This window comes from Kitasatospora sp. NPDC056138 (genome assembly GCF_042264695.1).
In the GTDB taxonomy this organism is placed as follows: domain Bacteria; phylum Actinomycetota; class Actinomycetes; order Streptomycetales; family Streptomycetaceae; genus Kitasatospora.
This window is the reverse complement of sequence record NZ_JBHJVK010000068.1, coordinates 1-13,498: the sequence shown is the minus strand read 5'-3', so window position 1 is coordinate 13,498 and position 13,498 is coordinate 1. Positions and strand designations below refer to the sequence as shown.

12 protein-coding genes are annotated in these 13,498 nt (G+C 72.3%); 7 read left to right on the top strand and 5 right to left on the bottom strand.

Translation table 11 applies throughout. The features are described 5' to 3' along the window. Window positions 1-109 precede the first annotated feature (109 nt). Window positions 110-778, top strand: coding sequence for a methyltransferase (locus ACFC1R_RS30950; protein ID WP_375944241.1), 669 nt, complete (start codon window positions 110-112; stop codon window positions 776-778). A gap of 11 nt (window positions 779-789) precedes the next feature. Here ACFC1R_RS30950 and ACFC1R_RS30945 read toward each other — a convergent pair whose 3' ends face one another. Then, entirely contained in the window at window positions 790-1,362 is a 573-nt protein-coding gene (locus ACFC1R_RS30945) for a YbhB/YbcL family Raf kinase inhibitor-like protein (RefSeq protein ID WP_375944239.1), read from the bottom strand. 252 nt (window positions 1,363-1,614) lie between these two features. Between ACFC1R_RS30945 and ACFC1R_RS30940 the strand changes: the two genes are divergently transcribed. Next, on the top strand, window positions 1,615-2,040 hold the full coding sequence (locus ACFC1R_RS30940; protein WP_375944237.1) for a GNAT family N-acetyltransferase: 426 nt from the start codon (window positions 1,615-1,617) through the stop codon (window positions 2,038-2,040). Between the two features lie 272 nt (window positions 2,041-2,312). On the opposite strand, the gene bioD is transcribed toward ACFC1R_RS30940, so the two are convergent. Genes bioD through bioB form a run of 3 tightly spaced genes read right to left on the bottom strand, consistent with a single transcriptional unit; the run spans window position 2,313 to window position 5,648 of the window. Continuing rightward, window positions 2,313-3,077, bottom strand: a complete 765-nt coding sequence (gene bioD, locus ACFC1R_RS30935; protein WP_375944235.1) for a dethiobiotin synthase — start codon at window positions 3,075-3,077, stop codon at window positions 2,313-2,315. Next, window positions 3,074-4,375 (bottom strand): adenosylmethionine--8-amino-7-oxononanoate transaminase, encoded by a 1,302-nt coding sequence (locus ACFC1R_RS30930; RefSeq protein WP_375944233.1) that lies wholly within the window; start codon window positions 4,373-4,375, stop codon window positions 3,074-3,076. Before ACFC1R_RS30930 ends, bioD begins: the two co-directional genes overlap by 4 nt. A gap of 13 nt (window positions 4,376-4,388) precedes the next feature. Beyond that, entirely contained in the window at window positions 4,389-5,648 is a 1,260-nt protein-coding gene (gene bioB, locus ACFC1R_RS30925; RefSeq protein ID WP_375944231.1) for a biotin synthase BioB, read from the bottom strand. A gap of 178 nt (window positions 5,649-5,826) precedes the next feature. On the opposite strand from bioB, the gene ACFC1R_RS30920 reads away from it, so the two are divergent. Further along, window positions 5,827-6,717, top strand: a complete 891-nt coding sequence (locus tag ACFC1R_RS30920; protein ID WP_375944229.1) for a hypothetical protein — start codon at window positions 5,827-5,829, stop codon at window positions 6,715-6,717. A 106-nt stretch (window positions 6,718-6,823) separates the two neighbouring features. Here ACFC1R_RS30920 and ACFC1R_RS30915 read toward each other — a convergent pair whose 3' ends face one another. Further along, complete coding sequence (locus ACFC1R_RS30915; RefSeq protein ID WP_375944285.1) at window positions 6,824-9,316, bottom strand: DEAD/DEAH box helicase; 2,493 nt, start codon at window positions 9,314-9,316, stop codon at window positions 6,824-6,826. Between the two features lie 306 nt (window positions 9,317-9,622). Here ACFC1R_RS30915 and ACFC1R_RS30910 point away from each other — a divergent pair, with 306 nt between their 5' ends. From ACFC1R_RS30910 to ACFC1R_RS30895, 4 genes are all read left to right on the top strand, one after another. Continuing rightward, complete coding sequence (locus ACFC1R_RS30910) at window positions 9,623-9,910, top strand: putative quinol monooxygenase (protein WP_375944227.1); 288 nt, start codon at window positions 9,623-9,625, stop codon at window positions 9,908-9,910. Window positions 9,911-10,042: 132 nt separating this feature from the next. After that, a complete protein-coding gene (locus ACFC1R_RS30905) occupies window positions 10,043-10,885 on the top strand; it encodes a nitrilase-related carbon-nitrogen hydrolase (RefSeq protein ID WP_375944225.1) in 843 nt (280 codons plus the stop codon). A gap of 14 nt (window positions 10,886-10,899) precedes the next feature. Then, window positions 10,900-12,300, top strand: coding sequence for a dihydropyrimidinase (gene hydA / locus ACFC1R_RS30900; protein ID WP_375944223.1), 1,401 nt, complete (start codon window positions 10,900-10,902; stop codon window positions 12,298-12,300). Between the two features lie 87 nt (window positions 12,301-12,387). Continuing rightward, the gene (locus tag ACFC1R_RS30895) at window positions 12,388-13,404 is read left to right on the top strand and encodes a TIGR03842 family LLM class F420-dependent oxidoreductase (protein ID WP_375944221.1); all 1,017 of its coding nucleotides are present in this window, start codon (window positions 12,388-12,390) and stop codon (window positions 13,402-13,404) included. The last annotated feature ends 94 nt before the right edge of the window (window positions 13,405-13,498 follow it).

Here is a 13,498-nt window from a genome sequence, read left to right as displayed (position 1 = left end):
GGTGATCCGGTGTACGGCCGGTTCGGGATGCCCGTCCGCTCGACGGTGCACGGTGGAACCGGTCGTGCACTAGGGTCTGTTCACCTGCCACTGTGACCAGAGGAGCGCCATGTCCGGCGGCATCGCAACCACCGAGGGCGGCGGTACGGCCTTCGTGCTGGAGCAGACCAGTCTCGGCCCCGTCCCGTTCCTGCCGGAGATCCGGCTGCACCTGGCCGAGGAGGCCATCGAACTGTGGGAGCGGACCGAGGAGGCCAAGGGTGAGGTCGGACTGCCGCCCCCGTTCTGGGCGTTCGCCTGGGCCGGGGGAGTCGCGGTGTCCCGCTACGTCCTGGACCACCCCGAGACCGTGGCGGGACGGAAGGTCCTGGACGTGGCGGCCGGTTCGGGCGTGGTCTCGATCGCGGCGGCACTGCGCGGGGCGGCCGCCGTCCGGGCCGCGGAGATCGACGACTACGCGGTGGCCGCGATCTCGGTGAACGCCGGCGCGAACGGTGTCGAGGTGACCGCCGAGTGCGCCGATCTGCTGGACGGCGACGGCGGGGAGGCCGAAGTGGTGCTGGCCGGCGACGTGTTCTACGAGCGCTGGATGGCCGACCGCTTCCTGCCCTTCCTGGAACGCGCGCACGCCCGGGGCGCGGTGGTCCTGGTCGGCGACCCGGGACGGGCGTACCTGCCCCGGGGGCGGTTCACGGCGGTCGCCTCGTACGAGGTGCCCGTGATGGCGGACCTGGAGAGCAGTGCGGTGAAGACGACGACGGTGTGGCGGCTCGGCTGAGCCGACGGCCGTCAGCGGGTGTAGTGGCCGTCGAGGCGTCCACGGGCCAGGGCGGGGCCGCCCGCTGCGGCCAGCACGGCCGGGGGCTTGGCGGCGTCCAGTGCCGCGCCGCCCCCCGCCGAGGTGATGGCGGTGGGCAGGGCGAACAGTTGGAAGACGTACCGGTGCGTGCCGTGCCCCTTCAGCGGCTCGGGGCCCAGGTAGCCGCGCCCGGCGCCCGAGCGCAGCACCCGTACCCCCGGGGCCGGTGCGGCGGCGGCCAGGGCCCCGGTGGGCAGCGAGGTGAGCTCGGGGTCGAGCAGGGCGACGCAGTGCACGAACGGGGTGGCGGTCGGGGAGTCGACGTCCTGGACGACCAGTAGCAGTTGGGCTGTTCCCTCGGGGACGCCGGTCCAGGCCAGCGCGGGGGAGCTGTTGTCCCCGCCGGCGCGTGCGCCGGCATGGGCCTCGGGCAGGGCGCTGCCGGGTGCGAAGTCGGCGCTCCGCAGGTCGAGCGTGTCGGGGCCGGCCAGGGCCGGGAGGTTCCAGGCCAGATTCGCCTCACCGGCCCGCTTGTTCTTCAGCAGGATTCCCAGGATTCGCACGGCGGTGTCCCTCTCTGTCGCAGTCGGCAGGCGGAGTGACGGGCCGTCGGGGCAGGCCCCCAGGGCCGGTCGCAGGCCGGGTCCGCGCATTGACTGCGATCGATGTTCGCAGTTTGTGTCGCCCAACTTACTGCATACGCGGTTCGCAGAACAGGAGGGGTGGGGGCGAGTCGTCCTCGCCCGGGCGGGCGGGTGGTCCCGCGGAGCGGAATTCACTGCGGCTCAGGCACGCCGGGTGCTAGACCGTGCGGTATGACCGAGATCAGAGTCCGCCGTGCCGCCCTCGACGAGATGCCCGACCTGCTGGCCTTCTGGGCGCGATCGGCGGAGGGAACGAGCATCACCGACGACCCTGACGGGGTGGCCCGCCTGATCACCCGTGATCCCGAGGCCCTGCTGGTGGCCGAGCGGGACGGGGCCGTGGTCGGCACCGTCATCGCCGGGTACGACGGCTGGCGCTGCCACCTCTACCGCCTCGCCGTCGACCCCGGGCAGCGCCGGCAGGGCATCGCCACGGCCCTGCTCGCGGCGGCCGAGGAGCGGTTCGCGGTCCTGGGCGGGCGTCGCGGCGACGCGATGGTGCTACAGGCCAACGAGCAGGCCCAGTACGCCTGGAGGGCGGCCGGGTACGTCCGCGAGGAGCAGTGGCGTCGCTGGGTCAAGCCACTCGCACCCTGATGGACTGGGCGGGCCCGAGCCCCCGCCGGCCGCCGGCCCGCTACCGCTCCCGGCCCTGATCCCGAGTCCGGGCCCGTTCCCGGCCGGGCGAGCCGGCCGGCCCGTCGCCGCCCGCCGCTAACGTCGCTGCCCGCCGGTACGGGAGACCGCCGCCCACCGCCCGCCCCGCCGCGCGTCGGCGGCGGGACAGGAGGCGGGACAGGAGGCGGGCGGTTGCGGTCCGCTGCCGGTGGCCGGGGCCGGGCAGGAGTGGGGCGGAACCCGACTCGGTGTCAGCTGCCCGGCCGGTGCTCGGCGGCGAACGCCACCGCGTCCCACCCGCCGCCGAGGGCGGGGGCGAGTGCCTGGCGGGCGCGGAGCCGGAAGGGCGTGCTGCCGCCCTCGGCCACGCCCTCGGGCAGGGCGCCGAGCAGCGGAGCCTCGGCGGAGGCCGGGAGGTCGGCGAGGTTGCAGCGGGAGGCCAGGTCGGGGTCGGCGGGCCAGGAGCCCACCACCACGCCCGCCAGCTCCACGCTGCGGGCGCGCAGCGCCTCGGCGCTGAGCGCGGTGACGCTCAGCGTGCCGAGGCCGGCCGCCGCGACCAGCAGCACCCTCGGGTGCAGGCCGAGGTCGGCCGTGGCGACGGCCATGTCGGCGAGGGTGTGCCCTTCCTCGTCGTACCGGACGAGCAGGCCGCCCGCGCCCTCGACGATCACCAGGTCGTACCGCTCGGCGAGTTCGGCGACGGTCTCGGCGACCTGCTTGGGGCCGATCGTGGGCAGCCCGGACCGCCGGGCGGCGGTGTCGGGGGCCAACGGCTCGGGGTAGCGGGCGAGTTCGACCGGGTGGACGGCCGGGCCGGCCAGCCGGAGGACCTCGTCCACGTCCCCGGGCTCGTCCGGGGCGACCCCGGTCTGACCGGGCTTCAGGACCGCCACGGTACGCCCGGCGTCCAGTGCCAGTGCCGCGACCGCGGCGGTGGCCATGGTCTTTCCGACCTCGGTCCCGGTCCCGGTGACGAACAGGACGCCGTCGGTGCAGTTCGTGTGGGTGCTCATCCCGCCACCGCCGCGGCGGTCACGGCGGCGCCGATCCGCGCCAGGTCCTCGTCCCCGGTGATGTACGGGGGCATGGTGTAGAGCAGGTCGCGGAACGGCCGGAGCCAGACGCCCTCGCGGGCCGCCGCCTCGGTCGCCGCGGCGACGTCGACCGGGTGGTCCAGCTGCACCACGCCGATCGCGCCGAGCACCCGGACGTCGCGCACACCGGGCACGTCGACCGCCTCCGCGAGACCGGCCCGCAGACCCGTCTCGATGCGCTTGACCTCCGGCTGCCAGTCCTGGCGGAGCAGCAGGTCGATCGAGGCGTTGGCGACGGCGGCGGCCAGCGGGTTGCCCATGAAGGTCGGCCCGTGGGCCAGCACCGGCATCTCGCCCTTGCTGATGCCGTCGGCGACCTCGCCGGTGCACAGGGTGGCGGCGAGCGTCAGGTAGCCACCGGTGAGGGCCTTGCCCAGGCACATCACGTCGGGGGAGACGCCGGCGTGGTCGGCGGCGAACAGCGCGCCGGTGCGGCCGAAGCCGGTGGCGATCTCGTCGAAGACGAGCAGTACGCCGTGCCGGTCGCACAGTTCGCGCAGCAGCCGCAGGTACGCGGGGGAGTGGAAGCGCATCCCGCCCGCGCCCTGTACCACCGGCTCCACGATCACGGCGGCCAGCTCCCCGGCCGTACGCTCGATCAGCTCGGTGAGCCCGGCCGCGTAGGCGGGGTCGAGCGGGGCGTCGAACCCGGCCGGGGGCTCGTCGGCGAAGACCTGGCGCGGCAGCACCCCGCCCCAGAGCTGGTGCATTCCGCCCTCGGGGTCGCAGACCGACATGGGGTGGAAGGTGTCGCCGTGGTAGCCGCCGCGCCAGGTGAGCAGCCGGCGCTTCTCCGGCCGCCCGAGCGACTGCCAGTACTGCAGGCACATCTTCATCGCGACCTCGACGGACACCGAGCCCGAGTCGGCCAGGAAGACGTGCTGCAGCGGCTCGGGGGTGATCTCGACCAGCCTGGTGGCCAGCCGGACGGCGGGCTCGTGGGTGAGCCCGCCGAACATCACGTGGCTCATCCGGCCGAGCTGGTCGCGGACGGCCTGGTCCAGTTCGGGGTGGCCGTAACCGTGGATGGCGGCCCACCAGGAGGACATGCCGTCGATCAGTTCCCGGTGCCCGGCCGCCGGTTCGGCGAGCCGGAGCCGCACCCCGGACGCGGACTCGACCACGTACGGGGTGGCCTTGCCCGGCATCGGCGAGTACGGGTGCCAGACGTGGGCCCGGTCCAGCGAGATGAGGGAGTCGGGGGAGAGCTGTGCCATGGGTGCGCGGTCCTCAGGCGTTCGGCGCCAGTTCGGTGCCGGCGCCGCGGCGCCGCACGCGGACCAGGTCGGTCCGGATCTCGTCCCCGTTCGGGCCGAAGTCCCCGGCCGTGGCGGAATCCCCGTCCACCGCGGAGTCCCCGGTCGCGGAGTCCTCGGAGAGGGCGGAGTCCCCGGCCGTGCCGCAGGCTCCGGCCGGCGCGGTGGAGCCGTCGCCGCAGGGGCCGCAACCGCCGCCCGTGCCGCACGAGTTGCCGCCCGCCACGTCGGCGCGGTGCCGGGGCAGCGTCATCTCGTCCGCGCCCTCGACCACGAAGCCGGCGTCCTTGATCATGTCGAGGTCGGCCTGTCCGGCCTGGCCCTCGCTGGTCAGGTAGTCGCCGAGGAAGATCGAGTTGGCGATGTGCAGGCCGAGCGGCTGCATCGTGCGCAGGTGCACCTCGCGGCCGCCGGCGATCCGGACCTCGATGTCGGGGCAGACGAAGCGGACCATCGCGAGGATCCGCAGACAGCGCTGCGGGGTGAGGTTCCACTCCTTGGCCAGCGGGGTGCCCTCGAACGGGATCAGGAAGTTGACCGGCACCGAGTCCGCGTTCAGCTCGCGCAGTGCGAAGACCACGTCCACCAGGTCCGCGTCCGTCTCGCCCATGCCCGCGATCAGGCCGGAGCAGGCGGAGAGTCCGGCGCCGTGCGCCTTGGTGACGGTGTCCACCCGGTCCGCGTAGGTGTGGGTGGTGGCGATGTCGCCGTAGGTGCCCTCGGAGGTGTTGAGGTTGTGGTTGTAGGCGTCCGCACCGGCCGCGCGCAGCCGCTCGGCCTGGTTGTCGGAGAGCAGGCCGAGGCAGACGCAGACCTCGACGTTCTCGTTGGCCTCCTTGACGGCGGAGATGGTGCCGGCCACCCGGTCGATGTCACGGTCCGTCGGACCGCGTCCGCTGGCCACCAGACAGACCCGCTTCGCACCGCCGGCCAGGCCGGCGGCGGCGGCCTCGGCGGCCTGCTCCGGCTTCAGCCAGGTGTACTTGAGGATCTCGGTCTTGGAGCCGAGCCGCTGCGAGCAGTAGGTGCAGTCCTCGGGGCAGAGCCCGCTCTTCAGGTTCACCAGGTAGTTGAGTTTGACCCGGCGTCCGAACCACTGTCGGCGCACCCGACCGGCTGCTGCAACCACGTCCAGCAACTCGTCGTCAGTGGTGGAGAGAACTGCGAGCGCCTCCTCCTTGGTGGGGAGTTCCCGGCGCAGGCCCTTGGCGGTGAGGGTGTCGAGCAGATCCATGGTCCTGATCCTGCCCGGACAACCTGGGCTCGCGCTAGAGAGAACCCACCAAGATGGCTCTGTGGCCGTGTGCGAGTTGTCACAATGCCGATGATCTTCGATCGCGGACGAAGTGGGCTGGTCGGTGCGGGGCGGGCGGGTCGGGCGGCGGACCGGCCGTCTGCTTAGAATTTCCGCCATGACCACGCAGGGGGAGCGCGATCCGCGTTCGGCAGGCCAGCAGGACGGCAAACCCGCCCACACCCATCGGGGAGGGGGACGCCGACCGGTTCTGGTGTGGTGCGCACTGCTGGTGGTGGCGGCGACGGGGGCGGGCTGGATCGCGACCAGCTCCAGCAAGGGCGATCTGATACCCGGTCTCGGCCGGAGGGGTTCGGATCTCGGCAAGATGCTCCCGGCGGGGGGCACCGCCTCCGGCGAGCCGCTGACGGAGGCCCAGGCCTTCGCCGCGGAATACTACTTCCCGCCCCAGAAGCCCATCGAGCTGGACGGCTACAAGGCCCGCCGCACCGCCGCCAGGGACGGCGAGGACTGCGGCGAGGTGTTCCAGGACCGCACCCACGACGTGCTGCGCGACATCGGCTGCGAGAGCTATTTCGCGGTCGGCTTCAGCCAGGTCGACCAGCCGGTGACCACCAGTCTGACGGTGCTGCGCTTCGCTGACGAGACGTCTGCCCGCAAGGCCCTGGACGCGCTGAAGGACGACCCGGGGGCGGTCTCCTTCCTCACCCCGGAGGCCGCGAACCCGCCCGCGCCCGGCCCCACTCCCAGCGCGTCGGCGGCCCCGCAGTCGCCGGGTCCGTCCGGACCGGCGTCACCGGCCCCGTCGGAGAGCCCGCAGCCGTCCGGGCAGCCGCAGTTCGGGCAGCCGTCCCAGGGCCAGCCCGGCGGCACCAACAACCCCAAGCCGCTGACCGACAGCCAGGTCGACGTGGTCGGCCACTACCTGACCGTCACCAGCTCCCGCTACGCGGACCTGCGCGCCACCGGTCCCACCCCCGATCCCGTCCTGGACCGTGCGACCCGGGCCGTCTCCTTCACGGCGGGGTCGGCCTTCCTCTGGATGTGAGGCCGACGGCTGGGCGGCCGGCGCCTCCGGGAGCCCGCCTCCGGGAGACGGACTGACAGAGACCGCCGGCCCGGTGCGTCCGGCCGACGGTCTCCCCGGGCGCCGGTCAGCCGCCCAGGCGGTCCACCGCCGTCACCCGCAGGACCGCCCGGCCCTCCTCGTCGGAGCCGTACAGGTCGACCTCGGCGCTGATGCCCCAGTCGTGGTCCCCGTTCGGGTCGTCGAAGATCTGCCGGACCCGCCAGGCGGAGTCGTCCTCCTCGATCAGCAGCATCTTGGGACCGCGCGCGTCCGGCCCGGTGCCCAGGTCGTCGTACTCCTCCCAGTACCCGTCCAGCGCGTCCGCCCAGCGGTCGGCGTCCCAGCCGTACTCGCCGTCCAGCTCGGCGAGCTCCTCGTAGTGCTCCAGCGCGCAGAGCTCCACCCGGCGGAACATCTCGTTGCGCACCAGCACCCGGAAGGCGCGGGCGTTGGCGGTGACCGGCGCGGGCTTGTCGTCGAGGCGGACCTCGGCCGCCTCGGGCGTGGTCGGGTTCGCCAGCTGCTCCCACTCGTCCAGCAGGCTGGAGTCGACCTGGCGGACCAGCTCACCGAGCCAGGCGATGACGTCCTTGAGGTCGTCGGTCTTGATGTCCTCGGGGACGGTCTGCTCCAGCGCCTTGTACGCACTGGCCAGGTAGCGCAGCACGATGCCCTCGGTGCGGGCGAGCTCGTAGTGGCCGACGTAGTCGGTGAAGGTCATCGCGCGCTCGTAGAGGTCGCGGATCACCGACTTGGGCCGCAGCGGGTGGTCGCCGATCCACGGGTGCGCCCGCCGGTAGACCTCGTACGCGTGGCCGAGCAGCTCCTCCAGCGGCTTGGGGTAGGTGATCTCCTGGAGCCGCTCCATCCGCTCCTCGTACTCGACGCCGTCGCGCTTCATCTCGCCGATGGCCTCGCCGCGCGCCTTGTTCTCCTGCGAGGCGAGGATCTGGCGCGGGTCGTCGAGGGTCGCCTCGACCACCGAGACCACGTCCATGGCGTACGAGGGCGAGGTCGGGTCGAGCAGTTCGAAGGCGGCCAGCGCGAAGGTGGAGAGCGGCTGGTTGAGCGCGAAGTTCTCCTGGAGGTCGAGGGTGAGGCGGACGATCCGGCCCTCGGCGTCCGGCTCGGGCAGGCGCTCGACCACGCCGCCCTCGAGCAGCGAGCGGTAGATGGCGATGGTGGAGCGGATGTGGCGGCGCTGCGCGGCGCGGTCCTCGTGGTTGTCGGTGAGCAGCTTGCGCATCGCCGCGAAGGCGTTGCCGGGGCGGCCGATCACCGAGAGCAGCATGGCGTGGCTGACCTTGAACCGGGAGACCAGCGGCTCCGGGTCGGCGGCGATCAGCCGCTCGAAGGTCTCCTCGCTCCAGCCGACGAAACCTTCCGGCGCCTTCTTGCGCACCACCTTGCGCCGCTTCTTGGGGTCCTCGCCGGCCTTGGCGAGCAGCTTCTCGTTCTCCACCACGTGCTCGGGGGCCTGGGCGACGACCTGGCCGACGGTGTCGAAGCCGGCCCGGCCCGCGCGTCCGGCGATCTGGTGGAACTCCCGGGCGCGCAGCACCCGGACCCGCTGACCGTCGTACTTGGACAGGGCCGTGAACAGCACGGTGCGGATCGGCACGTTGACGCCGACGCCGAGGGTGTCCGTGCCGCAGATGACCTTCAGCAGACCGGCCTGGGCGAGCCGCTCGACCAGGCGGCGGTACTTGGGCAGCATGCCCGCGTGGTGCACGCCGATGCCGTGCCGGACGTAGCGCGAGAGGTTGCGGCCGAACTTGGTGGTGAAGCGGAAGTTGCCGATCAGAGCGGCGATGGCGTCCTTCTCGGCCTTCGAGCACATGTTGATGCTCATCAGCGACTGCGCCCGCTCGACGGCCTCCTTCTGGGTGAAGTGGACCACGTAGACCGGCGCCTGGCCGGTCTTCAGCAGCTCCTCCAGGGTGTCGTGCAGGGTGGTGCGGCGGTACTCGTAGAACAGCGGCACCGGGCGGGTGGCGGAGCGGACGACGGTGGTCGGGCGTCCGGTGCGCCGGGTGAGGTCCTCCTCGAAGCGGCGGACGTCACCGAGGGTCGCGGACATCAGCAGGAACTGCGCCTGCGGCAGCTCCAGGATCGGGACCTGCCACGCCCAGCCGCGGTCCGGCTCGGCGTAGAAGTGGAACTCGTCCATCACGACCTGGCCGATGTCGGCCCGCTCGCCGTCGCGCAGCGCGATCTGCGCCAGCACCTCGGCGGTGCAGCAGATGATCGGCGCGGTCGGGTTGACGCTGGCGTCGCCGGTCATCATGCCGACCTGCTCGGTGCCGAACATCTTCACCAGGTCGAAGAACTTCTCCGAGACCAGCGCCTTGATCGGTGCGGTGTAGAAGGTCCGCTTGCCGTCGGCCAGCGCCGCGAAGTGCGCGCCCGCCGCCACCAGGCTCTTGCCCGAGCCGGTGGGGGTCGCCAGGATCACGTTGTTCCCGGAGACCAGCTCGATCAGCGCCTCCTCCTGGGCTGGGTAGAGGGTGATGCCCCGCTCCTGCGCCCACTCGACGAAGGTCTCGTACAGCGCATCGGGGGTGGCAGGGCTCGGCATCAGGTCCAGGAGGGTCACTCCGCTATCTTGCCTGCTCGCGATCGTCCCGGGCAAAGCCTGCCGAACAGGCGGCCGACCGGAGCGGCGCGGCCCCGACCCGGCCCCGGCCCCCCGGCCCCGTCCCGCCCCCTGCTCCCCGGCGCGGTCGTCGAGCCGCCGAGCCGTACTCGGCCCGGTGGCCCGGGCGCCCTTCGGCCCGGCCTTGCGGACGGCCCGGACCTCTGCTGACGGACTGTCAGAGATCGCGGATACCCTTGGACGCACCGGGGCCGGAACCGGTCCCGTCGATCCGAAGGAGACCATCCGATGATCCTCATAGCCGAGCTGACCGCGGTGCCCGGCCAGGCCGATCGCCTCCGTACGCTGCTGGAAGGCATGATCGAGCCCTCGCTGGAGGAACCGGGCTGCCGCTCGTACCAGCCGCTGGTCGACCCGAACCGCCCCGAGCGAATGGTGATCATCGAGGAGTGGCAGGACGAGGAGGCGCTCCAGGAGCACTTCGCCACGCCGCACTTCCGGCACGCGAGCGAGGTCCTGGACACGATCCTCGCCGAGCCGCTGGCACTGCGGCGGCTCACCCCGCTGGAGGGCTGACGGCGCCTGCCGCCCAGGGGTTCCGCGGCGGAATGAATGAGGCTTCCCGGCGTTACAGCGTGGCACTACACGTGGCGCCGGGAAGCTCCTAGTCTCAACGGTCTACAGCACCTTCGTCGAAGGAGTGGACCGATGAGCCGAGTCGTTCGAGCAGCTCTCTTCCAGACCGCCTGGACGGGTGACCCGGAGACGATGATCGCGGCCCACGAGAAGGCGGCCCGGGACGCGGCCGCGCAGGGCGCCCGGATCATCGGGTTCCAGGAGGTCTTCAACGCGCCGTACTTCTGCCAGGTCCAGGAGCCCGAGCACTACCGCTGGGCCGAGCCGGTCCCCGACGGCCCGACCGTGCGCCGGATGCAGGAGCTGGCACGCGAGCTGGGCCTGGTGATCGTCGTCCCGGTGTACGAGGTCGAGAAGTCCGGCTTCTACTACAACACCGCCGCCGTGATCGACGCCGACGGCTCCTACCTCGGCAAGTACCGCAAGCACCACATCCCGCAGGTCAAGGGCTTCTGGGAGAAGTACTACTTCAAGCCCGGCAACCTCGGCTGGCCGGTGTTCGACACCGCCGTCGGCAGGGTCGGCGTCTACATCTGCTACGACCGGCACTTCCCCGAGGGCTGGCGCGCGCTCGGCCTCGCCGGCGCCGAGATCGTCTACAACCCCTCCGCGACCAGCCGGAGCCTGTCCTCCTACCTGTGGCAGCTGGAACAGCCCGCCGCCGCCGTCGCCAACGAGTACTACATCGCCGCGATCAACCGGGTCGGCGTGGAGGAGTACGGCGACAACGACTTCTACGGCACCTCCTACTTCGTCGACCCGCGCGGCCGGTTCGTCGGCGAGGTGGCCTCCGACAAGGACGAGGAACTGGTCGTCCGCGACCTCGACCTGGACGTGATCGAGGAGGTCCGCCAGCAGTGGGCCTTCTACCGCGACCGCCGCCCCGACGCGTACGGCCCGCTCTCCGAGGCCTGAGAGGAACGGAACCCATGAACCGTACGGTGATCCGCGGCGGTCTGGTCGTCACCGCCGCCGAGGAAGTGCACGCCGACGTCCTGGTCGAGGGCGAGAAGGTGGTGGCCCTGGCGTCCTACGGCAGCGGCGTCGCCGAGGGCTGGACGGCCGACCGGGTGCTCGACGCCCGCGGGCTGTACGTCATCCCCGGCGGCGTGGACGCCCACACCCACATGGAGCTGCCGTTCGGCGGCACCTCCGCCTCCGACACCTTCGAGACCGGCACCCGTGCCGCCGCCTGGGGCGGCACCACCACCATCGTGGACTTCGCCGTCCAGTCGGTGGGCTCCTCGCTGCGCGAGGGACTGGACACCTGGCACGCCAAGGCCCAGGGCGCCTGCGCGATCGACTACGGCTTCCACATGATCCTGGCCGACGTCACCGAGCACAGCCTCAAGGAGATGGACCTGCTGGTCGCGGAGGGCGTGACCTCGTTCAAGCTCTTCATGGCCTACCCCGGCGTGTTCTACAGCGACGACGGGAAGATCCTGCGCGCCATGCAGCGCGGCGCCGAGAACGGCGGGCTGATCATGATGCACGCCGAGAACGGCATCGCCATCGACGTCCTGGTCGAACAGGCCCTCGCAGCCGGGAAGACCGACCCGCGCTACCACGGCGAGGTCCGCCGCGAGCTCCTGGAGGCCGAGGCCACCCACCGCGCCATCAAGCTGGCCCAGGTGGCCGGCTCGCCGCTCTACGTCGTGCACGTCTCCGCCGCCTCGGCGGTGGCCGAACTCGCCGCCGCCCGGCGGCAGGGACTGAGCGTCTTCGGCGAGACCTGCCCGCAGTACCTCTTCCTCTCCACCGACAACCTGGCCGAGCCCGGCTTCGAGGGCGCCAAGTACGTCTGCTCCACCCCGCTGCGCCCGCGCGAGCACCAGGCCGAGCTGTGGAAGGGCCTGCGCACCGGGGACCTCCAGGTGGTCTCCACCGACCACTGCCCCTTCTGCTTCAGCGGCCAGAAGGAGCTCGGGCGCGGCGACTTCTCCAAGATCCCCAACGGTCTGCCCGGCGTGGAGAACCGGATGGACCTGCTCCACCAGGCGGTCGTCGAGGGCCGGATCTCCCGCCGTCGCTGGATCGAGATCGCCTGCGCCGCCCCGGCCCGGATGTTCGGCCTCTACCCGCGCAAGGGCACCATCGCCCCGGGCGCCGACGCCGACATCGTGCTCTACGACCCGGCGGCCCGGCAGACCCTCTCCGCCGCCACCCACCACATGAACGTCGACTACTCCGCCTACGAGGGCAAGGAGGTCACCGGCAAGGTCCGCACCGTCCTCTCCCGGGGCGCCGTCGTCATCGACGACGGCGCCTACCTGGGCCGGGCCGGACACGGGCGCTACCAGCCGCGCGCCACCTGCCAGTACCTCGACTGAGCCGAGACCCGCCCCGTACCGGCAGGTGCCCGCCGACCGGCACCTGCCGGCGCCTCTGAGCCACCTGGGCAACCGTTAAGGAGAAGTGTGGACATCGGACTTGTGCTCCAGACCGACCCGCCCGCGCAGCTGCTCGTCGAGCGGATGAAACGGGCGGAGTCGGCGGGTTTCACCCATGGCTGGACCTTCGACTCGGTGGTGCTCTGGCAGGAGCCCTTCGTCATCTACAGCCGGATCCTCGCCGAGACCAGCCGCCTGATCGTCGGCCCGATGGTCACCAACCCCGCCACCCGCACCTGGGAGGTCACCGCCTCCCTGTTCGCCACCCTCAACGACATGTACGGCAACCGCACCGTCTGCGGCATCGGCCGCGGCGACTCCGCGATGCGGGTGGCCGGCCGCCACCCCGCCACCCTGGACCGGCTCTCGCACGCCATGCACGCCATCAAGGAGCTCGCCGAGGGGCGCGAGACCGAGGTGGACGGCACCGCCATGCACCTCCCCTGGGTCAAGCCGGGCGCCCGGCTCCCGGTCTGGACGGGCGCGTACGGCCCCAAGGCGCTCGCGCTGACCGGACGCCAGGCGGACGGCTTCATCCTCCAGCTCGCCGACCCCTTCCTCACCGAGTGGATGGTCAAGGCCGTCCGTGCCGCTGCCGTCGAGGCCGGACGCGACCCCGACTCGCTGACCATCTGCGTCGCGGCCCCCGCGTACGTCACGGAGGACGACTCGCCCGCCGCGCTCGCCCACGCCCGCGAGCAGTGCCGCTGGTTCGGCGGGATGGTCGGCAACCACGTCGCCGACCTGGTCGCGCGCTACGGCGAGCACTCCGGGATGGTTCCCGAGGCGCTCACCGCGTACATCAAGGACCGGCACGGCTACGACTACTCCCACCACGGCCGGGCCGGGAACCCCGACACCGCCTTCGTCCCCGACGAGATCGTCGACCGGTTCTGCCTGATCGGGCCGCCCGAGGCCCAACTCGCCCGGCTCGCCGAGCTGCGCGCCCTCGGCGTCGACCAGTTCGCCGTCTACGCCATGCACGACGCGGTGGAGGCGACCATCGACGCGTACGGCAAGAGCGTCATCCCCGCGCTCGGCTGACGCCCCGTCGGGGGGGGGGGGCCCCCCCCCCCCCCCCCCCCCCCCGGGGGCAGGGTGGTATTAAAAAACAAAACAACCGCACCACATAGGGGTG